General features: G+C 64.3%; 17 protein-coding genes and 1 pseudogene. 7 read left to right on the plus strand and 11 right to left on the minus strand.

Annotation, left to right across the window (positions count from 1 at the left end):
* Positions 1-5: 5 nt before the first annotated feature.
* The gene (rfaD, locus tag AC630_RS25940; RefSeq protein ID WP_074121247.1) at positions 6-986 is read right to left on the minus strand and encodes an ADP-glyceromanno-heptose 6-epimerase; all 981 of its coding nucleotides are present in this window, start codon (positions 984-986) and stop codon (positions 6-8) included.
* Between the two features lie 160 nt (positions 987-1,146).
* Between rfaD and waaF the strand changes: the two genes are divergently transcribed.
* Positions 1,147-2,217, plus strand: a complete 1,071-nt coding sequence (waaF, locus tag AC630_RS25945) for a lipopolysaccharide heptosyltransferase II (protein ID WP_074121248.1) — start codon at positions 1,147-1,149, stop codon at positions 2,215-2,217.
* 180 nt (positions 2,218-2,397) lie between these two features.
* On the opposite strand, the gene AC630_RS25950 is transcribed toward waaF, so the two are convergent.
* Entirely contained in the window at positions 2,398-3,435 is a 1,038-nt protein-coding gene (locus tag AC630_RS25950) for a glycosyltransferase family 4 protein (RefSeq protein WP_074121249.1), read from the minus strand.
* A gap of 125 nt (positions 3,436-3,560) precedes the next feature.
* Between AC630_RS25950 and galE the strand changes: the two genes are divergently transcribed.
* The 3 genes from galE to AC630_RS25965 all read left to right on the plus strand — a co-directional run bounded on the left by galE (position 3,561) and on the right by AC630_RS25965 (position 7,249).
* Complete coding sequence (gene galE, locus AC630_RS25955; protein WP_074121250.1) at positions 3,561-4,574, plus strand: UDP-glucose 4-epimerase GalE; 1,014 nt, start codon at positions 3,561-3,563, stop codon at positions 4,572-4,574.
* Between the two features lie 118 nt (positions 4,575-4,692).
* On the plus strand, positions 4,693-6,501 hold the full coding sequence (locus AC630_RS25960) for an ABC transporter ATP-binding protein (protein WP_074121251.1): 1,809 nt from the start codon (positions 4,693-4,695) through the stop codon (positions 6,499-6,501).
* 46 nt (positions 6,502-6,547) lie between these two features.
* On the plus strand, positions 6,548-7,249 hold the full coding sequence (locus AC630_RS25965) for a fumarylacetoacetate hydrolase family protein (protein ID WP_074121252.1): 702 nt from the start codon (positions 6,548-6,550) through the stop codon (positions 7,247-7,249).
* 86 nt (positions 7,250-7,335) lie between these two features.
* Here AC630_RS25965 and AC630_RS25970 read toward each other — a convergent pair whose 3' ends face one another.
* The 5 genes from AC630_RS25970 to AC630_RS25985 all read right to left on the minus strand — a co-directional run bounded on the left by AC630_RS25970 (position 7,336) and on the right by AC630_RS25985 (position 11,819).
* The gene (locus AC630_RS25970; protein WP_074121253.1) at positions 7,336-8,676 is read right to left on the minus strand and encodes an MFS transporter; all 1,341 of its coding nucleotides are present in this window, start codon (positions 8,674-8,676) and stop codon (positions 7,336-7,338) included.
* Between the two features lie 168 nt (positions 8,677-8,844).
* Positions 8,845-9,303 (minus strand): YybH family protein, encoded by a 459-nt coding sequence (locus AC630_RS25975; RefSeq protein ID WP_074121292.1) that lies wholly within the window; start codon positions 9,301-9,303, stop codon positions 8,845-8,847.
* 218 nt (positions 9,304-9,521) lie between these two features.
* Positions 9,522-10,451, minus strand: coding sequence for an aspartyl/asparaginyl beta-hydroxylase domain-containing protein (locus AC630_RS25980; protein WP_074121254.1), 930 nt, complete (start codon positions 10,449-10,451; stop codon positions 9,522-9,524).
* 143 nt (positions 10,452-10,594) lie between these two features.
* A complete protein-coding gene (locus tag AC630_RS45630) occupies positions 10,595-10,750 on the minus strand; it encodes a hypothetical protein (RefSeq protein WP_167561284.1) in 156 nt (51 codons plus the stop codon).
* A gap of 145 nt (positions 10,751-10,895) precedes the next feature.
* Complete coding sequence (locus tag AC630_RS25985; RefSeq protein WP_074121255.1) at positions 10,896-11,819, minus strand: LysR family transcriptional regulator; 924 nt, start codon at positions 11,817-11,819, stop codon at positions 10,896-10,898.
* Positions 11,820-12,030: 211 nt separating this feature from the next.
* Between AC630_RS25985 and AC630_RS25990 the strand changes: the two genes are divergently transcribed.
* The 3 genes and pseudogenes from AC630_RS25990 to AC630_RS26000 all read left to right on the plus strand — a co-directional run bounded on the left by AC630_RS25990 (position 12,031) and on the right by AC630_RS26000 (position 14,314).
* Entirely contained in the window at positions 12,031-12,741 is a 711-nt protein-coding gene (locus tag AC630_RS25990) for an SDR family NAD(P)-dependent oxidoreductase (RefSeq protein ID WP_074121256.1), read from the plus strand.
* Positions 12,742-12,759: 18 nt separating this feature from the next.
* On the plus strand, positions 12,760-12,996 hold the full coding sequence (locus AC630_RS25995; protein ID WP_074121257.1) for a tautomerase family protein: 237 nt from the start codon (positions 12,760-12,762) through the stop codon (positions 12,994-12,996).
* Between the two features lie 30 nt (positions 12,997-13,026).
* Positions 13,027-14,314, plus strand: a pseudogene (locus AC630_RS26000) (YbfB/YjiJ family MFS transporter).
* 19 nt (positions 14,315-14,333) lie between these two features.
* Here the strand turns inward: AC630_RS26000 and AC630_RS26005 are convergent.
* From AC630_RS26005 to AC630_RS26020, 4 genes are all read right to left on the minus strand, one after another.
* Positions 14,334-15,794, minus strand: coding sequence for a flavin-containing monooxygenase (locus AC630_RS26005; RefSeq protein ID WP_074121293.1), 1,461 nt, complete (start codon positions 15,792-15,794; stop codon positions 14,334-14,336).
* A gap of 161 nt (positions 15,795-15,955) precedes the next feature.
* Complete coding sequence (gene ahcY, locus AC630_RS26010; RefSeq protein WP_074121258.1) at positions 15,956-17,377, minus strand: adenosylhomocysteinase; 1,422 nt, start codon at positions 17,375-17,377, stop codon at positions 15,956-15,958.
* A 123-nt stretch (positions 17,378-17,500) separates the two neighbouring features.
* Positions 17,501-18,697, minus strand: coding sequence for a methionine adenosyltransferase (metK, locus tag AC630_RS26015; RefSeq protein WP_074121259.1), 1,197 nt, complete (start codon positions 18,695-18,697; stop codon positions 17,501-17,503).
* Positions 18,698-18,758: 61 nt separating this feature from the next.
* The gene (locus tag AC630_RS26020) at positions 18,759-20,114 is read right to left on the minus strand and encodes a hypothetical protein (protein ID WP_074121260.1); all 1,356 of its coding nucleotides are present in this window, start codon (positions 20,112-20,114) and stop codon (positions 18,759-18,761) included.
* Between the last annotated feature and the right edge of the window lie 81 nt (positions 20,115-20,195).

The following is a 20,195-nucleotide window of genomic DNA, read 5'->3' on the forward strand; positions in this document are numbered from 1 at the left end:
GAGCCTCAGCGGAAGCGGTCGGGCCTGTCGAGATAATCCCCGACATAGACCTTCACCGCGTCTTCGAGCGTCGTGAAGCCACCGTTGTAGCCGGCACGGCAGAGGCGATCGACCTCGCTCTGGGTGAAGTACTGGTAGGCGCCGCGGATCGTCTCGGGCATGTCGATGTATTCGATGTTCGGCCTGGCGCCGAGCGCCGCATAGGCCGCAAGCATCAGATCCCTGAAGCTGCGCGCCTTGCCGGTGCCGACATTGAAGAGCCCGGACACGGAGGGCGTTGCGAGCAGCCACATCACGACGCGCACGACGTCGTCGACATAGATGAAATCGCGGCGCTGGTCGCCGTCGGCGATGCCCTCGCGGTGCGACTTGAAAAGCTGCACGACGCGGCCCGCCTTGACGTCGTCGAAGCGGCGCGCCAGCACGCTCATCATCGAGCCCTTGTGGTACTCGTTGGGGCCGAACACGTTGAAGAATTTTAGCCCGGCCCATTGCGGCGGCAACCGATCGCCGTTCGCGACGCGCTCGGCGACGGCGAGATCGAACAGGTGCTTGCTCCAGCCGTAGAGATTCATCGGCCGCAGTTTCTTCAGCGCCGGCAGCGAGGCGTCGTCGTCAAAACCTTCCGCGCCGTCGCCGTAGGTCGCGGCCGACGAAGCGTAGATGAATTGGACAGCATTCGCGGTACACCAGTCGAGCAGACGCATGGACAGGCGGAAATTCGTTTCGATCACGAGATCGCCGTCGGTCGCGGTGGTCTCGGAAATCGCCCCGAGATGGATCACGGCATCGAGCTTGCGGCCCTTCAGCCAGTCGAGCAGCTCGGCCGGCGGGACGATATCCACAAGCTGCCGCTTGGCGAGGTTCCGCCATTTGCCGTCGTCGCCGAGGAGATCGCAGATGACGACGTCGCTGCGGCCGGCGTCATTCAACGCAGCAACAACATTCGATCCGATAAAACCGGCCCCGCCGGTCACCAGCAACATTCCAGCTTCCCTGCCTGATTTCCTAAGGTCCGGTCCTGCCGTAGCGCATGATCCGTCAAAGTGTAAGCGGTTTTGGGATCGGGCCTCGAGCGGCTTTACCTGCCGGCCCGGAGCGGCTAACCGAACCGCCATATTTGCGCACCCTTGGTCCTATTAACAAATGAACAAAGATTCGCAACTTAGCGGAGATGCAGATCGGAGCGACACCCGCCCGATCCTGATCATTCCCTACATGTGGATCGGCGATTTCGTCCGGAATCACACCGTCGTCTGGGTCCTGAAGGAGCGCTGGCCGAATCGGCCGGTCGACCTCCTGACCACATCGCTGTGCGCCCCGCTGGTCGACTACATGCCCGGCGTGCGCCAGGGGATCGTCTGGGACCTGCCGCGCAGCCGGCTCGCCGTGGGCCGCCAGTTTGGCCTGGCGAAGCTCCTGCGCGAGCGGAACTACGGCACTGCCCTGGTGCTGCCCCGGACCTGGAAGGCAGCGATCGCGCCCGCGCTGGCCGGCATCCCCGAACGGGTCGGCTTCGTCGGCGAGTTCCGGTTCGGCCTGATCAACCGCTGGCGCTGGGGCGAGAAGCGGCTGCCCCGTTTCATCGACAAGAATGCCGCCCTCGCCCAGCCTGATGGCGCGCCCCTGCCCCCGGAATGGCCGGTGCCGCAATTACGGGTTCCGGCGGAGGAGATCGCACGCTGGCGGCAGGCCAACGGCCTGAGCGCCGGGGCTGCTGTAGCGCTGGCCCCCGGCTCGGTCGGCGTCTCCAAGCGCTGGACCTACTATCCCGAGGCTGCCCGGTTACTGGTCGAGCGCGGGCTGGAGGTCTGGGTGGTCGGCGGCCCCGCGGAAAAGGGGCTGGCCCAGGAGATCGTCGCCGCGGGTGGCCCGGGGGTCCGGGACCTAACCGGCAACGATTTGCGCAACGGCGTGCTGGCCATGGCCGCAGCCGGCGTCGCCATTTCCAACGATTCGGGGCTGATGCACATCGCGGCCGCCCTGGGGACGCCCACCATGGGCATCTTCGGCCCGACCAGCCCCTACCTCTGGGCCCCCCTCAACGGGCTTGCCGCAACCGTGGTCCAGGACAAGAGCGTGCTGTCCTGCCAGCCCTGCCAGAGCACGATCTGCCGGATGAACGACCACCGCTGCATGCGCGACATCGCGGCCTCCGAGGTGGTGGCGATCGCGCAGCGGGTGCTCAGTGAGGCTGGGGCGCGGGTTGAGACCTGAGATCGTCGAGGCTCGCACCGATGATGCCATCGTGCCGGTGTTTTTGCCCGGCGCGTCAAACTTATTTCGTAAAATCCGCAACGGATCGCATTGGCCGTCAAGCCATTGATTCCGCTGTCACCGTCTACTTTGCATGGGGTTGTTTTCGAGATTTTTGTTCGCGGTCGCGAAAGCGGCCGATCAGAGCAGCGGTCCGTAGACATCCCCGATCCGCGCCGCTTCCGCATCAAGGCTGAACTTCGCGAGCACGCGTGCCCGGCCACGCTCGCCCATCGCGGTTGCCGCAGCCACATCGCGCATCAGCGGCTCCAGCGCTGCAGCCAGCGCATCGGCATCACCTGTCGGAATCAGCACGCCGCACACGCCATCCTCGACCACGAGCTCGGCCGCGCCGGCGCGCGCGGCGACGAGCGCGCTGCCGGCCGCCATTGCCTCGATCAGCGTCAGGCCAAAGCCTTCGTTGCGTGAGGTGAAGGCGTAGATAGTCAGCCGCTGATACCAGCGCTGCACCGCTTCAATCGGAAGCTCGCCGGTAATGACGATGCGCGATTGCAGGCCGGCGGCCTCGATGCGCTTCTTTAGATCGTTGGCAAAGGGCGTTTGCTCCGGCGTAACCTGACCGACGATGACGGCGGTGAAATCCGGATAGCGCGGCAACAGGCGGCACATTGCATCGACGAACACGTCGGTGCCCTTCTGCGCGCGCACGCGGCCGAAGCAGCCGATCGCGTAGCGGCCTGGCAAACCACTCTCGGCAAAAGCCGCGGCGCGATCGACCGGCGGCACATAGACGTCGGTGTCGACGCCGTGCGGGATCACCGTCGCCTTCACTTTGAGAAACGAGGCCGAGATGCCAGAGGTCGCGATGATCGCGTCCATGCGCCGAATCAGCCAGCGCGTGATCCAGCTGTGATGTCGCTGCGCCGCCGAGGTGAACACGAGCTTGAGCGGCCAGCCGAGCGCGCGCAACAGCACGCCCGCGATCATCTCGTTATTGCGGCGCGCATGCCAGATCAGCGGCGTCTTGCGGCGCCATAGTTTCAGGACATCAGCGGCGCTCAGGCGCGCGATCCCCTCCGGCGCGTCCGAGCCGAACCACGCGGCGCGAAACAGCCTTGCCAGCCGCGGCGCCACCATCCGGTTGGTCGCGGTGACCCCGGAATAGCGCCTGTGCAGATTTGGCACGATCACTTGCAGACCGTCCGGGGAATTCGCCACGTCATGCTCCGTTTAGCAGGCCCCCTATACGCAACATTAAGCATAGTGACCAGTTCAGGGCTGCCGAAACCCCCTCTTCACCGCGCAAACGCTAGCATTGGTGTTGATCGAAGACGGGTGAGATCATGACTGTGCTAGTCACCGGCGGCGCCGGCTATATCGGAAGTCACACGGTCCTGGCGCTGGCGGAAGCCGGCGAGGACGTCGTGGTGATCGATGATCTCTCCACCGGCTTCTCCGCCTATTTGCCGGAAGGCGTGCCGCTGTTCATTGGCGATGCCGGCGACGAGAACCTGGTCGAGGGCGTGATCGCCCAGCACAATATCGAGAGCATCATCCATTTCGCCGGCTCGGTCGTCGTGCCGGATTCGATGCGCGATCCGCTCGGCTACTATCGCAACAACTTCATGACCGCGCGCAACCTGCTCAACGTCGCAGTGAAGCGCGGCATCAACCGCTTCATCTTCTCCTCGACCGCCGCCGTCTACGGCAATCCGGACCAGGTGCCGGTGCCAGAGCATGCGCCGACGCGGCCGCTGTCGCCCTACGGCTCATCGAAGCTGATGACCGAGATCATGCTGCACGACGTCGCCTCCGCCTACGGCATGCGATATGTGACCTTGCGCTACTTCAACGTCGCCGGCGCGGACCCGCAGGCGCGCATCGGCCTTGCCACCGTCGGCGCCACGCATCTGCTCAAGATCGCGGTCGAGGCCGCAACCGGCCAGCGCGCCAAGATCGACGTGTTCGGCACCGACTACCCGACCCAGGACGGCAGCTGCATTCGCGACTTCATTCACGTCACGGACCTTTCGCAGGCCCATCGCTCGGCGCTGGCTTATTTGCGCAATGGCGGCGCCTCGACGACGCTGAATTGCGGCTACGGCCGCGGCTATTCGGTGCTTGAAACCATCGACGCAGTGCGCCGGGTCTCGGGGCGCAGTTTCGCCGTGCAATACGCGCCGCGCCGGGCGGGCGACATCATGACCATGGTCGCCGACACCGGCCGCATCCGCGGCCTGCTCGACTGGAAGCCGCAATACGACGATCTCGAGACCATCGCCGCGCACGCCCTGGCGTGGGAGGACAAGCTGTTCCGCGAGCGCCATGGCGAACTCCGCCAGGCCGTCTCGGCCTAGATTCCGTCCCGGCGCAAGCCCTTAATTGGGCTTGAAAAGCCCCGCTTTAGCGGGCACAGAGGCCATTCGATCCCTGACGCGCGGGCAGGCTTTTCCCTGTGCCGTCAATGGACTGCGGATGGCCCAGTTTCCAAAGAAAATCACCGACGATCCCTATGCGGCAGCGATCCTGATTCGCCGCCTGGTCATGGAACAAGGAGTCAACTACTGGCGGCGCTACCTCGTCGCCTTCGCGCTGATGGCGGTCGCCGCCGGCGCAACCGCATGCGCGACCTACGTGCTCGGCCAGGTCATCAACCAGGCCTATGTCGACAAGAACATCCCGGGCATCGCGATGCTGTCGGGCGTCACGGTCCTGCTGCTGTTCATCAAGGGCGTGGCGACCTACGGCCACATGGTGATCCTGACCAAGATCAGCAACGCCATTCTCGCCACCAACCAGCGCCAGCTCTTCGCCAAGCTGATGAGCGAAAGTGTCGGTTTCTTCTCCGAGCGGCATTCGTCTGAATTCCTGGCGCGCCTGACGGCCGGCGCCAAATCCATCACCGACGTCCTCAACATGCTGGTCAACGCCATCGGGCGCGATCTGCTGATGCTGCTCGCCATGATCGGCGTGATGGTGTGGCAGGATCCGCTGATGTCGTTCATTGGCCTCGTCGCGGTGCCGCCGGCGATGCTGGTGCTGCGCAAGCTGGTCAAGCGCATCAAGGGCCTCGCCTACAATCAGTTCACCGGCACCGCCGACATCCTGGAGACGATGCAGGAGTCGCTGCAGGGCATCCGCACGGTCAAGGCGTTCACGCTGGAAGAGACGATGCAGAGCCGCATCGACGAGAACATCGCGATCGTCGAGCGCAATGCCAACAAGATGGCCCGTGTCGCCAATCGCTCCAACCCGCTGATGGAGATGCTCGGCGGCTTCGCCGTCGCCGGCTGTTTGCTTTATGGTGGCTACAGCGTGGTCGCGCTCAACGCCACACCCGGCGCATTCTTTTCCTTCATGACCGCCTTCCTGATGGCGACCGAGCCGGCCAAGCGGCTGGCGCGGCTGAACATCGACCTGAACAGCCAGCTCGTCGGCGCGCGCATGCTGCTCGAGGTCGTCGACAGCCCGGCAAGCGAACACACTGACGACGACAAGCCGGCGCTAAAGCTGTCCGACGCGCGGATCGAGCTGCGCGACGTCAGCTTCTCCTATCGCAGCGGCGAGACCGTGCTCAACCGCATGAGCTTCGTCGCCGAGCCCGGAAAGGTCACCGCGCTGGTCGGCCCGTCCGGCGGCGGCAAGTCGACCGTGCTGGCGCTACTGCTGCGTTTCTACGAGGTGACGCAGGGCGACATCGTGATCGACGGCCAGTCGATCAACGCGATCTCGCGCAAGTCGCTGCGGGCACAGACCGCCTATGTCGGCCAGGACGTCTATTTGTTCCGCGACACCATCCGCAACAACATCGCCTTCGGCCGGTCGGGCGCGAGCGAGGACGAGATCATCGGGGCGGCGAAGGCGGCCTGCGCGCATGATTTCATCATGGGCTTTCCGCTCGGCTACGACACGCCGGTCGGCGAGCACGGCACTCAGCTCTCGGGCGGCCAGCGCCAGCGCATCGCGGTAGCGCGCGCGCTGATCAAGAACGCGCCGATCATCCTGCTGGACGAAGCTACCGCTGCGCTCGACTCGGAATCCGAGCGGCAGGTGCAGGAGGCGATCGAGCACCTCTGCCAGAACCGCACCACCATCGTGATCGCGCATCGCCTGCACACCATCATGCACGCCGATGCGATCCTGGTGGTCGAGGGCGGCGAGATCGTCGAGCAGGGCCGGCACGACGAGCTGCTTCGCCGCGGCGGCCGCTACGCCTCCTTCTTCCGACTGCAACACCACGACGCCGGCCCTTTGGGGCTGGCGCCGGTCAGTGCAACCGCATAGCATTCATCTCACCCCAAGGTCACCTCAAGAGCAGCGAGACCGCTTCATGAACGCCGCCTCCTACGTCATTCCGCTTCCGCCGCAGGCTTCGCTTCCCGTCGTCGGCGAGAGCGGCCGCTATCCGGTGCGCCGCATCTGGTGCGTCGGCCGCAACTATCTCGAGCACATCCGCGAGATGGGCAATGACGAGCGCGCTCCTCCGTTCTTCTTCGCCAAGCATGCCGACATGCTGGTGCCCGATGGCGCCACCATTGCCTATCCGCCGCTAACCAAGGACCTGCATCACGAGGTCGAACTGATCGTGGCGATGAAGAGCGGTGGCCTCAACATCCCCGCCGACAAGGCGCTCGACCATGTCTACGGCTACGCCGTCGGCATCGACCTCACCCGCCGCGACCTCCAGATCGCCTCGCGCAAGAAGGAGCGCCCCTGGGAGATCGGCAAGTCGTTCGACGGCTCCGCCCCCTGCTCCGCGTTGCAGCCGGCATCGAAGATCGGCCATCCCTCCAAGGGCAAGATCTGGCTCACCGTCAACGGCAAGGAAGCACAGAAGGGCGATCTCACCGAGCTGATCTGGAACGTGCCTGAAATCATCTGGCAGCTCTCGCAGCAGGTGAAGCTCGCCGCGGGCGACATCATCATGACGGGCACACCGGCCGGCGTGTCGCAACTCCAGCCGGGCGACAAGCTCGAATGCGGCGTCGACGGTGTCGGCACGCTCAAGGTGTCGATCGGCCAGCCGGAATAGGCCGGCCTCGCATTCACGGAAATTGCAAAAGCCCCGGACGTCGCGTCCGGGGCTTTTTCGTGAGAACGGCTTTCCTGAAGTCAGTCTCAGGCCTGCGAGCCGTGCGCGCCCACGGCGTTGATATCCTTGCCGGTGTAGTCGGTCATCAGCGCGGTCGCGACCAGCGTGATAACGGAGCACGCTGCGATATAGACAGCAATGGCAGTCGCTGACTCGTACCTGCCAAATAGCCATGCTGCGATCAACGGCGCGGGGCCACCCGCGATCACGGATGCAAACTGATAGCCGAGCGACGCACCGCTGTAGCGAAGACGTCCGGTGAAGCTCTCGGCGATCAACGCGGCTTGTGGACCGTACATCATGTCGTGCGGGATCAGCGACAGGAAGATCGCGAGGAAGACGACCACCTCCGATCCGGTATCGAGCATCGCGTAGTAGATGAAGCCGAAGATGCCGGTGACGACCGCGCCGGCCATGTACATGTTCTTGCGGCCGATCTGATCAGACAGATGACCGCAAAGCGGAATCGTGACGAATGACAGCACCGCGGCCGACAACACTGCTGTCAGCAGGAAGTCGCGCGAGAGATGCAGCGTGCCGATGCCGTAGGAAAAGACGAACGCGGTGAAAATGTAGAACGGCGCCTGCTCGGCCATGCGTGCGAAGGCCGAGAGCAGGATCTCCTTCGGATGCTGCTTGATCACCGTCAGCATCGGCGTGCGGTCGAGCCGGCGCTCGGCCAGCAGTTTGGAGAACACCGGCGTTTCGAGGATGCCGAGCCGGATATAAAGACCGACGCCGACCAGGATGAGGCTGAGCGCGAACGGGATGCGCCAGCCCCAGGCCAGGAACCGGTCGCCCGCCATCTGGCTGAATGCCAGCACGGCGAGGTTGGCAAGGAACAGGCCGCAGGGCACGCCGAATTGCGGCCAGGACGCGATCAATCCGCGGGACCGGTCGTTGCGCGCCCATTCCATCGACATCAGCACGGAGCCGCCCCATTCGCCGCCGACGCCAACACCCTGGATGAAGCGCAGCACGGTCAGGATCACCGCGCCCCATATGCCGATGCTCGAATAGGTCGGCACCACGGCCACCGCCGCTGTCGCCAGTCCCATCAGCAGCAACGTCGCAATCAGCGTCGATTTACGGCCGATGCGATCGCCGTAGTGTCCGAAAATCGCCGCACCGATCGGACGCGCGACGAAGCCGACCGCATAGATGGCAAATGCCTCGAGCGTGCCGACCCAGGGATCGGAATTCGGGAAGAACAGCTTCGCGAAGACCAGACCCGTAACCGTGCTGTAGAGGAAGAAATCATACCATTCGATCGCAGTCCCCACCGTAGAGGCGATGACGGCGCGGCGAAGCTGGATCTGATGCTCGGATGGGGACAGTTGGGCGGCGTCGAGGCCGAGCGTTGTCATGGGAGCGTCTCCTTCTGACGCGCCCCCCTTCGGTTTGAACCCTGACCGGGTCGTTTGGTTACAAACCAACTTGCGCGCCAGAGGGTTCCGGCAAACCGCAAATGGCACATAGAACTTTCGTCGGTCACCAAGGGCCCAAGGCTAAGCTGAGAGCTCGCCAGGGCCGCTCTACCGCGCCTTCACCGGGCGATTGGCGTGACTGGCCTGCGGCACACCGCGGTTGAGTGACATATGCGAATGCACACACAGCCAGCCATCGGCATTCCCTAGAAACACCATGGTGGCCCGGCCCGGGCGCGGAAACGCGCTGCCATCGGGATGGTAGCCCGTGCTCGTCCACGGCGTGATCACCGTCGCCATCGTGCCATCGGGAGACGCCAGGATTGAGGTCTGATCGAGGACGAAACGGAAGTCGGTCGTCTTTGGCCAGACGTTGTCCCATTGCGTCGAGACCCATTGATCGAGGCCCGGGATGACATCGTTATGCGTGCCGAAGGCCAGCACATCCGGGTGGAAGAGCGGCCGCGCCGAAGCGTAGTCGACCTCGCGGACATAGCCCGCGAAGGTCTCCAGCCACTCCCGGAAGAATTGCACTATCTCGGCGTTCGCAAGTGGCAACGGGGCCATTGCCTGCTCCATGTTTGCTCGCTAAATCGCGGCAACCTTGTTGCCATGGACCGGAGTGTGCAGCAACATTCGCACTCGGGGCCGAAGGACGCGCGCGGCCAGCATGCGGGGACGATCATCCATGCCGCCGCGCGGCCGGCGTAACATCATCGCCTGGTCCACAAACAAAGCCCCGGAGCACGCTCCGGGGCTTTTTGGTTTTCAATGCACCGCTGGGATCACCGCAGCGCCGACATCACGATCAGGCCAAGAATCAACGCCGTCAGCGAATATTTCAGCGTGTAGTACACGTTGCGGTTCCACTCCTTGACCTTGCGGCTGCCGAGATGGATCTCATAGAGCTTGCCGAACACCTTGTTGAGCGCGCCGACATTCTCGCCATCAACGTTCTGGGTCGCCGACGCCTTGACGATGTGATGGCTGACCCAGCGGTTGATTGCGGTCATGAAGCCGTACTTCATCGGACGCTCGACGTCGCAGAACAGGATGATGCGGTTGACGTCGGTCGCATTCTCGGCGCTGTGGATGAAGGTCTCGTCGAACATGAAGGCCTCGCCGTCGCGCCAGACGCATTCGACGCCGTCGACCAGGATGCGGCACTTGTTCGAGTTCGGCGTGACGAGGCCGAGGTGATAGCGCAACGAGCCTGCGAAGGGATCGCGGTGCGCTCCCAGCTTGCCGCCCGGCGGCAGCATCGCGAACATCGCGCCGTGCACGCTCGGAATAGAGTTGAGCAGCTCCACCGTCTTCGGGCACAGCGTCCGCGCCGAAGGCAGGAAGTCATCGTACCATTTCAGGTAAAAGCGCTTCCAGCCGCTCTTGAAGAACGAATAGAAGCCCCAGTCATTGTTCTTGGCGGCTGCGCGAATGAATCCTTCGTCGAACAGGCGCACCGCCTCGTCACGGATGGTCTCCCAGTTCTCGCTGAGCGGCTTGAGCTCGGGAAACTGCTCGACCGAGATCACCGGCTTGTTCGGCACCGCCGAGCCCGCATACATCAGCACGTTGTAGGGTGCGAGATAGGTCGAGTGATCGCCGAGCTGGCGCGCGAAGCGCAGTCGCTGCTTGCCGCGGAAGTGAACGTAAATCGTCGATGCCGCGAGCACATAGAGAATGACAAGTTGCGGCGCAAAAAGCTGTTTCAGCATATCCCCGATCCCCGGTGACCCAGCCGGGGACGTCATCTACCCCGACCCGGCCCAAGCGGCAAGATATTCACCGGTGGGTTGCAATCACTCTGGGGAGAGCCAGGAGCGGAACCTGAGGCTCAAAACGGCCGAAACGAACCGGATCAGGCCCGTGACAGCGCCTGGAGGCCTTTGAAGGTCAGGCGCTTGGGGTCGGTCACGCCGGCGAGATAGAGCCGGCGGATGAAGGCGCTGACGGCGTCGCGGTCGCAATCGGTCAGCGCGACGACGGCGTCGATCGCGATCTTCTGGGCTTCCATTGGGCTCACCTCGGCCTTGCGAGTAACCCCGGCCGAGACAGGCTAGGACCTGCCGGTTAATCCGGCGTTAACTGTTTGGGAAGGATGGCTGACTCAGGCCGGCGGCCGAATACGCAAAACAACGCATTGGCGGGCGCGCAGCCGCTCAGCGCGCACTGACGCTCTTCTTCAGCAACGCAAAGTGCTTCCTCAGACGGGGCACGGCAAAGTCACTGAAGGCCCGCACCTTGGGCACTGAGAGCCGGCCCTGCGGGCAGATCAGATGCGCGGGCATCTCCGGGTCCTCGTCGCCGGCCAGGACGATCTCGAGCTCGCCGCGCGCGACCTGCTCAGCCACCTGGTATGAATACATCCGCGCCACGCCGCGCCCGGCGACGGCGGACGCCACAGCCGCGTAGGTGCTGTTGACGACGAGACGCGGGGTGAACTGGACGGTGCGCGGCACTGAAGAGCCTGCCTGTGGCGCAAAGGTCCAGGAATTGGGGAGATGCGCCATCGCCACGATCTGATGCTTGGCAAGATCGCCGGTCTCGGCGATGCGCGGATGCTGCTTCAGATAGCGCGAAGCTGCCACCACGACGCGGCTGATCCCGCCGACCCGCATCGCCACCATCGCCGAATCCGCGAGGGGGCCGATGCGAAGCGCGACATCAACGCCCTCCTCGACCAGATTGACCGCGCGGTCGAATAGCAACAGCTTTGCCGACACCGTCGGATAGGCGTCGAGAAACGCATCGAGGATCGGCCGCAGCACCATCTCGCCCGAGACTACCGGGGCGGTGATCGTGAGCAGGCCGCGGGGCGCCGTGCGTGGTCCGGCCACGATGTCGTCGGCCTCCTCAAGCTCGGTGAGCACGCGGCGGCAGATCGCCACGTAGCGCTCGCCCTCCTCGCTCAGCTTGATCGACCGCGTCGTCCGATGCAGCAGCTCGGCGCCGACCCGTTCCTCCAGGAAGGCGATGGCGCGGCTGACCGCCGCCGGCGAGCGGCCGAGCTTGCGGCCCGCGGCCGCAAGGCTGCCCTCGTCCACCGCAAGGACGAACACCTTCATCGCATCCAGACGATCCATGCTTCCCGCCACCCCGTGAAATTCCGGTCGCAAGCTAGGCGTTCGCTCCGGCCACGACAACCGCCGCCAGGCGCCGATCCGGCATTCGTTCGCGCCGCGAAAGAGTGTCTGCCGGACAGCGCGTATTCGCAGCCGGGCCGCCACGGCGTACCTCAGGGAGCAAGCCAGCCGGTGCTGGCGCAGGTTCTCAAGCCGACAACAGGAGCCCATCATGGGTATCGAGCAGAAGGTCGCCATCATCACCGGTGCATCGCAGGGCATCGGCGCCGCCCTGGTCCAGGGCTATCGCGATCGCAACTACCGCGTTGTCGCAACGGCGCGCTCCATCAAGCCGTCTGGCGACGACGACGTCCTCGCGGTGGCCGGCGACATTGCCGACTGGAAGACCGCCGAGCGCGTGGTCGCGCAGGCCGTCGCCCGCTTCGGCCGGGTCGACACGCTGGTCAACAATGCCGGAATCTTCGTCGCCAAGCCGTTCACGCAGTACACCGCCGAGGACTACGCCACAGTGATGGGCATCAACGTCGCGGGCTTCTTCCGCCTGACACAGCTCGCCATCGCCGAGATGGAGAAGCAGGGCTCAGGCCACGTCGTTCAGATCACGACCACCCTGGTCGACCAGGCCAATTCGAACGTGCCCTCGGTGCTGGCGTCGCTGAGCAAGGGCGGCCTCAGCGCCGCAACGAAGTCGCTCGCGATCGAATACGCAAAGCGCGGCATCCGCGTGAACGCGGTTTCGCCCGGCATCATCAAGTCGCCAATGCACCCCGTGGCGACGCACGCCCAGCTCGGCGCGCTGCACCCGGTCGGCCGCATGGGCGAGATGTCCGACATCGTCGACGCTGTGCTCTATCTCGAGCATGCGAGCTTCGTCACCGGCGAAATCCTGCATGTCGACGGCGGCCAGAGCGCCGGCCACTGAGCGCCGAGGAGAGACGAGATGCCCATCGTCACCATTCAAGTGACCCGCGAGGGAACGACACCGGGAGCGGCGTCGCTCACCGCGGAGGAGAAGGCCGCGCTGATCAGGGGATCGAGCCAGGTTCTGCTCGACGTGCTCGGCAAGCCGCTCGATTCCACCTTCGTCGTGATCGAGGAAGTGGACACCGACAATTGGGGCCGGGGCGGCCTGCCCGCGCTGGAATTCCGGCGCCGCCGCGCAGCCCAGGCAGGATGATCCGTGCGCCATCGCGCGCAGGGGAATGGCATGACCAACGCAAGTACGAAGCAACAAATCGAGACCCGGCCGCATCAGCGGCCGGGATCGGCCTCACAATCGGGGCAGACTTCTTCACAGCAAGCTTCTTCGCAGCAGACTTCTTCACAGCAGACTTGGCGATATGCCGTGGCAGGCCTGTCGGCATCGCTGGTCGGACTTGGCCTCGCCCGCTTTTCCTACACGCCGCTGATCCCGGCCTTGATCGCAGCGAAGTGGTTCAGCGCGTCCGACGCCGTTTATCTCGGCGCGGCGAACCTTGCAGGCTAACTCGCCGGCGCGCTCGCGGCGCGGGCCACAGCCACCCGCTTCGGCGCGGTCCGCGCGCTGCGGGCGATGATGCTGCTCGCCACCCTCTCTTTCTTCTTCTTCGCCAGCTCATCGCCGGTGTCGTTCACATGGTTCTTCGCCTGGCGCTTCCTGTCCGGCCTCACCGGCGGAATCATCATGGTGCTGGCGGCCTCCGTCATTCTGCCGCATACCTCGCCCGCCAGACGCGGCATTGTCGGCGGCGTGATCTTTGCCGGCGTGGGCCTCGGCGTCGCCGCGTCGGGGACGCTGGTGCCGCTGCTCCTGCAACAGGGCTTGCAGCAAAGCTGGTACGGCCTCGGCGTGCTCTCCGCCGTGCTCACGCTCGCGAGCTGGTGGAACTGGCCTGCGGAACCGAAGGCTGATGCTCCGCCTTCGCATCCAGCGAAGCACCATCAAGCCTCGCTCGCCACCCGTGCGCTGCTGATCCAATACGGCCTCAACGCGGTGGCGCTGGTGCCGCATATGGTCTTCATCGTCGACTTCGTGGCGCGCGGCCTCGGCCAGGGCATTGCCGCGGGATCGCGCTACTGGGTGCTGTACGGCCTCGGCGCGATCGTGGGCCCGCTCGTCACCGGTCATCTGGGTGATAGATCCGGCTTCGGACCGGCCTTACGCGCGGCCTTCCTGATCGAGGCAGCCGCCGTGCTGCTCCCGACCGTCAGCATGGCCCCCCCTTTCGCTGATCGTGTCGAGCGTCGTGGTCGGTGGCTTCACGCCGGGCATCGTGCCGTTGGTGCTCGGACGCATCCATGAGCTCGTCCCGCACTCTGCCGAACAGCAGCGCGCGACATGGAGCCACGCCACCGCGAGCTTTGCGCTGTTCCAGGCGGCCGCCGCCTACGGCTTCTCCTGGATCTATGCGCAGACCGGCGGCGACTATCTGGTCCTGTTCGCACTTGGTGGCGGCGCCGTGGTGCTTGCACTCGCGATCGATCTTGCGCTCGCGCTCACAACGCGCAAGGCATAACCGCGGGGCGACGGCGCGATCAGGAATACTGCATCACGCCGTCGTCGATCCGACCGAAGCGCAAGGAGACGATGTCGAGGGCGTAGTTCTGGTACAGCCGCCACGGCTGCTTCGACCCCTGCTTCGGCATCTTCGCGACCGAACGCTGAACGTAACCGGAGGTGAAATCGAGCGAAGGCTGTGCGGTGATCGTCGGATCGTCATTGTGCGGCATGCATTGCCGGAAATTGTGCCGGTCCATGTAGTTGATGAGCCGGCAGACATATTCGCAGGTGAGATCGCATTTGAGCGTCCACGACGCGTTGGTGTAGCCGAAGGCCGACGCCATGTTCGGCACGTCGGCATACATCATGCCTTTGTAGGTCAGCGTGCTGGCGAAATCGACGGCGCGGCCATCGACGCTGACCTCGAGGCCGCCGACGACCTGGAGCACGAGCCCGGTCGCCGTCACGATGATGTCGGCCGCAAGCTCGCTGCCGTCCTTCAGACGGATGCCGTCATGGGTAAACGTGTCGATCTCGTTGGTGACGACGAAGGCGCGCTTTTCGCGGATCGCCTTGAACAGGTCGCCGTCCGGCACCAGGCACAGCCGCTGGTCCCAGGGATTGTAGCGCGGCGTGAAATGGGTCGCGACATCGTAGTCCGGGCCGAGCGCCATCTGAACGCCCTTGAGGACCAGCTCCTTGACCTTCGCAGGGCGGCGCCGGCTGAGCTGGAAGAAGAACATCCCCCACATCACGTTGCGCCAGCGGATCAGGTGGTAGGCGAGTCGCGCCGGAAGATTGCGGCGCAATTTATTGGCGACGGGATCCTGCGCCGGACGCGACACCACATAGGTCGGCGAGCGCTGAAGCATGGTGACCTGCGCGGCTTTCCTGGCGAGCTCCGGCACCAGCGTCACCGCGGTCGCGCCGGAGCCGATCACAACGACGCGCTTGCCCGCGTAGTCGATGTCCTCGGTCCATTTCTGCGGATGCACGATGCGGCCGGCGAAATCCGCCGCACCCTTGAACTCCGGCGTATAGCCCGCCTCGTATTTGTAATAGCCCGAGCACATGAACAGGAAATTGCAGGTGAAGCGCACGATGTCGGTCGCGCCCTCGCCCGTGATGCGCTCAGCCTCGACGGTCCAGCGTGCGTCCGGCGTCGACCACGCCGCGCGCTTGACGCGATGGCGGAAGCGAATGTGCTTCTCGATGCCATTCTCGGCCGCGGTCTCGCGCACATAGTTCAGGATCTGCGGCCCGTCGGCGATCGCCTTTGGATCGGTCCACGGCTTGAACGAATAGCCGAGCGTGAACATGTCGCTGTCGGAGCGGATGCCGGGATAGCGGAACAGGTCCCAGGTGCCACCGATGCAGTCGCGACCCTCGAGGATGACGTAGCTCTTGCCCGGACACTTGGTCTGAAGATGATAACCCGCGCCGATGCCGGACAGGCCGGCCCCGACAATAAGCACGTCGAAATGTTCTTGTTGCATGCGTTCCTCCGCCGGCAAGGATTGTCCGACTGGCCACGCCGTTCGTCAACTGGCAATCGACACTCGACACAACCGTAACGAGACTGGCAAGGCGGCAGCCAAAACAACGAAGCCCCGGATCGCTCCGGGGCTTCGCGTCGATCGTCGAACGAATTCAAGTCTCAGTAGCGGTAGTGGTCCGACTTGTACGGACCTTCCTGCTTCACGCCGATGTAGTCGGCCTGGTCCTTGCGCAGCTCGGTGAGCTTGACGCCGATCTTGGCGAGGTGCAGGCGCGCGACCTTCTCGTCGAGCGTCTTCGGCAGCACGTAGACCTTCTTCTCGTACTTGCCGTCCTTGTTGTTGGCCCAGAGCTCGATCTGCGCCAGCGTCTGGTTGGTGAAGGACGCCGACATCACGAAGGACGGATGGCCCATGGCGTTACCGAGGTTCACTAGGCGGCCTTCGGACAGCATGATGATGCGATGCTTGTCGGGGAATTCGATCTCGTCGACCTGCGGCTTGATGTTGGTCCACTTCAGATTGCGCAGAGAGGCAATCTGGATCTCGTTGTCGAAGTGGCCGATGTTGCAGACAATGGCCCGATCCTTCATCGCGCGCATGTGCTCGATGGTGATGATATCCTTGTTGCCGGTCGCGGTGACGAAGATGTCGGCGCGGGGCGCGGCGTCTTCCATGGTCACGACCTCGTAGCCTTCCATCGCGGCCTGGAGCGCGCAGATCGGATCGACTTCCGACACCATCACGCGGCAGCCGGCCTGGCGCAGCGAAGCGGCCGAACCCTTGCCGACGTCGCCGAAGCCGGCGACCATCGCGACCTTGCCCGACAGCATCACGTCGGTGCCGCGGCGGATGCCGTCAACCAGCGATTCACGGCAGCCATAGAGATTGTCGAACTTCGACTTCGTGACGCTGTCGTTGACGTTGATGGCGGGGAACAGCAGCGTGCCCTTGTTCGCCATCTCGTACAGGCGATGCACGCCCGTGGTGGTCTCTTCCGAGACGCCCTTGATGTTCTTGGCGATCTCGCCGAAGTAGCCCTTCGGCTTCTCCTTGAGCAGGCGCTTGACCAGCGCGTAGAAGATCTCCTCTTCCTCGGAGCCCGGCTTGTCGAGGAAGGCGGTGTCGCCGTTCTCGGCGCGGGCACCGGCATGCACCAGCATGGTGGCGTCGCCGCCGTCATCGAGGATCATGTTCGGCGTGCCGCCGCCATGCCAGTCGAACAGCTTTGCAGTGTAGTCCCAGTATTCGGTCAGCGTCTCGCCCTTGACGGCGAAGACGGGAATGCCGGCGGCAGCGATCGCGGCGGCGGCATGATCCTGCGTCGAATAGATGTTGCAGGAGACCCAGCGGATGTCGGCGCCGAGAGCGGCGAGCGTCTCGATGAGCACGGCAGTCTGGATCGTCATGTGCAGGGAGCCGGCGATGCGCGCGCCCTTCAGCGGCTGCTTCGGGCCGAACTCTTCGCGGGTGGCCATCAGGCCGGGCATCTCGGTCTCGGCGAGCGAGATCTCCTTGCGGCCGAAATCGGCGAGCGAAATGTCCTTGACGATGTAATCGGTGAAGCCGGGCTTCGCGTTCATTGCGGAGGTTCCTGTTTGTTTAACTCGTCATTCCGGGCGCTCGTGAAACGAGCGAACCCGGAATCTAGCGGTTCGAGATTCCGGGTTCACCGCTGTCGCGGCGCCCCGGAATGACGTTGGTAATCAGAGCGCGCGCTTGAGCTGCTCGACGAGGTCGGTCTTCTCCCAGGAGAAGCCACCCTCGTTGTCCGGCGTGCGGCCGAAATGGCCGTAGGCCGAAGTGCGCGCGTAGATCGGGCGGTTGAGGTCGAGATGACTGCGGATGCCGCGCGGGGTGAGATCCATCGCCTGCGCTGCGGCCTTCTCGAGCTGGTCCTCCGGCACCTTACCGGTGCCGTGGGTGTCGATGTAGATCGACAGCGGACGCGCCACGCCGATGGCGTAAGCGAGCTGCAGCGTGCAGCGGTCGGCGAGACCGGCCGCGACGATGTTCTTGGCGACGTAGCGCGCCGCATAGGCGGCCGAGCGGTCGACCTTGGTCGGATCCTTGCCGGAGAACGCGCCGCCGCCATGCGGAGCCGCGCCGCCATAGGTGTCGACGATGATCTTGCGGCCGGTCAGGCCGGAGTCGCCGTCCGGACCGCCGATGTAGAACTTGCCGGTCGGGTTGATGTGCCAGATGGTCTTCGGCGTGATCCAGTCCTTCGGCAACGCCTCGCGCACATAGGGCTCGACGATGTCGCGAACCTGCTTGGAGGTGAGGTCCTCGACCAGATGCTGGTGTGAGACGACGATCTCGCGCACGCCGACCGGCTTGCCGTTCTCGTACTGCACGGTGACCTGGCTCTTGGAGTCCGGACCCAGCACCTTCTCGCGGCCGGAGTGGCGCGCTTCGGAGATGAGGCGCAGGATCTTGTGGGCGTAGAAGATCGGCGCCGGCATCAGATCGGGCGTCTCGTTGGTGGCGTAGCCGAACATGATGCCCTGGTCGCCGGCGCCTTCTTCCTTGACCTCGCCCGGCTGCAGCGCATCGACGCCCTGCGCGATGTCGGCCGACTGCGGATGCAGGAGGATCTCGATGTCGCAGGTCTTCCAGTGGAAGCCGTCCTGCTCGTAGCCGATGTCCTTGATCGCGTTGCGGACGACGCCTTCGATCTGCTCGTTGGTCACCGACTTCGGCCCGCGGGTCTCACCAGCAATCACCACCTTGTTGGTGGTCGCCAACGTCTCGCAGGCGGCGCGGATTTGCCAGGGATCGATGCCGGCTTTCGGACCTTCGCGGTAGAACAGATCGACGATTTCATCGGAGATCCGGTCGCAGACCTTGTCGGGATGCCCCTCGGAGACGGACTCGCTGGTGAAAAGATAAGACGCGCGCATCAGTAACCCCTTGTCCCGCCGCTAGCCGGCGGTCGTTTGCGATGTTTAACCTTGGATTATGTCAATCACGCCGTCGCGAGATGACGTAGGACTCGTCGTAAAACCAGAGCCCGTTGTACTTTCGCAGCACGTCCCTGGCGGCATCCAGAGTGCGGCCGTTTTGAGTCATATCTGTCAATCGGTCGTCCTCGATTTGAGCGACATACACCGCCGCATTCCATGCTGCAAAGGCCGTCGAGGTTCCGATGGTACCCGTAACCTCGTTGGGCAGAGCTTCCATATCATACCTGAAGATCGAACGGTTGTCCGCGTAAGCATTAAAATTTAGGTCGCGGCCCAACGATCCGAGCTCGTACTTCACCGCGCGCAATAGCTCATGACGGCTGACCGAGAAAGGATTTTCTCCAGGCCAGATCGCCTGAATCATTTCCATGCCCGGATCATGACCATGGGAGTGAATACCGATTAGGCGACCTCCGGGCCGAAGCGCCCGAGCCAAGGGCGCAATGATCCGCTTTGCCCGGAAATTGACCGAGGACAGGGCGCGGTATGGCTGGGATGCAATAACGAGGTCGAAATTGGCCTCGGTCTGGCCCGGCCGTGGAATGGTCGAATCCAGCAGGAACTTGTGGTCCTCGCGATAAAGCACCAGAACGACGGGCCGCTCATACAGCGGCATGGCCGTGCGCGGGCTGATCGCGGCGCGCCAGTTCTGCTCCAGGAATGGCCGGAGCTCGGCGATCTGCTGCTCGAACTCTCCCGACGAGGCGCCCCGCAATGGGACCTCGTGCCAGACGGTGGCGGCCGCCGCAGCAGGCGATGCCGGCGTCAGCCAAGGCGCTTCCGAGTAGAACATGTTGGTGAAGACGAATACCGACGCCGGATGCTCGAAAATGCGGTCCGGCACCTTCTCCAGCGTCAGGCGCAGATCCTCGAGACTGAGCTCCTTGCCGGCGACATAGAACGGCATGTTTGGATAGCGCTGGTGCGTGGCACGCAGCACCCGCGCCAGCACCGTGCCGTCGCCGACGCCCGCGTCGAATATCCGCAGTGCCGGCGGGCGCGGATGGATGGTGGCAAGCTCCAGCGCGACGCGATCGGCGATGACCCGCTTCTCGCTGCAGGTGTGGACGAACAGCAGGTATTTCTGCCGGTTCTCGAAGAAACGGAAATTGCCGCGCGGATCGCGCTTTTCCGGAGGCACCTGAAGTCCCCGCGACGGCGGCATGCCGCCGGTCATCGATGCCGCCATATAGGCCTGGATCCGCTCCAGCGTGTCGATGGTGATGCGCTTTCCCTCGCGGAGACGGTTCACCAGCTTCCCATCGTTCACCGCGCGCCGGCCAAACGTCGATTCCGCCATGTCCGCCTTGCGGCAGAACTCGGTGATTTGGCTCAGGATTTCGTCGTTCTTCATCGGTGGGAAGCGGTGGGCAGCAATGTTGGGACCCACCCACTAGCAAATTCTGCCCACTGGGGGAATACCCCTCCTGCTTGA

This window comes from Bradyrhizobium sp. AS23.2, from assembly GCF_001908185.1.
Classification (GTDB): Bacteria; Pseudomonadota; Alphaproteobacteria; order Rhizobiales; family Xanthobacteraceae; genus Bradyrhizobium.

Excerpts from the sequence above, each read along its gene's own strand:
- AC630_RS25985 (WP_074121255.1), bottom strand. The coding sequence starts at position 11,819 with ATGGATCGTCTGGATGCGATGAAGGTGTTCGTCCTTGCGGTGGACGAG.
- AC630_RS25960 (WP_074121251.1), top strand. The coding sequence starts at position 4,693 with ATGGCCCAGTTTCCAAAGAAAATCACCGACGATCCCTATGCGGCAGCG.
- waaF (WP_074121248.1), top strand. The coding sequence starts at position 1,147 with ATGAACAAAGATTCGCAACTTAGCGGAGATGCAGATCGGAGCGACACC.
- ahcY (WP_074121258.1), bottom strand. The coding sequence starts at position 17,377 with ATGAACGCGAAGCCCGGCTTCACCGATTACATCGTCAAGGACATTTCG.
- metK (WP_074121259.1), bottom strand. The coding sequence starts at position 18,697 with ATGCGCGCGTCTTATCTTTTCACCAGCGAGTCCGTCTCCGAGGGGCAT.
- AC630_RS26020 (WP_074121260.1), bottom strand. The coding sequence starts at position 20,114 with ATGAAGAACGACGAAATCCTGAGCCAAATCACCGAGTTCTGCCGCAAG.
- rfaD (WP_074121247.1), bottom strand. The coding sequence starts at position 986 with ATGTTGCTGGTGACCGGCGGGGCCGGTTTTATCGGATCGAATGTTGTT.
- AC630_RS26005 (WP_074121293.1), bottom strand. The coding sequence starts at position 15,794 with ATGCAACAAGAACATTTCGACGTGCTTATTGTCGGGGCCGGCCTGTCC.
- AC630_RS25965 (WP_074121252.1), top strand. The coding sequence starts at position 6,548 with ATGAACGCCGCCTCCTACGTCATTCCGCTTCCGCCGCAGGCTTCGCTT.
- AC630_RS25975 (WP_074121292.1), bottom strand. The coding sequence starts at position 9,303 with ATGGCCCCGTTGCCACTTGCGAACGCCGAGATAGTGCAATTCTTCCGG.
- AC630_RS25995 (WP_074121257.1), top strand. The coding sequence starts at position 12,760 with ATGCCCATCGTCACCATTCAAGTGACCCGCGAGGGAACGACACCGGGA.
- AC630_RS25970 (WP_074121253.1), bottom strand. The coding sequence starts at position 8,676 with ATGACAACGCTCGGCCTCGACGCCGCCCAACTGTCCCCATCCGAGCAT.
- AC630_RS25990 (WP_074121256.1), top strand. The coding sequence starts at position 12,031 with ATGGGTATCGAGCAGAAGGTCGCCATCATCACCGGTGCATCGCAGGGC.
- AC630_RS45630 (WP_167561284.1), bottom strand. The coding sequence starts at position 10,750 with ATGGAAGCCCAGAAGATCGCGATCGACGCCGTCGTCGCGCTGACCGAT.
- AC630_RS25980 (WP_074121254.1), bottom strand. The coding sequence starts at position 10,451 with ATGCTGAAACAGCTTTTTGCGCCGCAACTTGTCATTCTCTATGTGCTC.
- galE (WP_074121250.1), top strand. The coding sequence starts at position 3,561 with ATGACTGTGCTAGTCACCGGCGGCGCCGGCTATATCGGAAGTCACACG.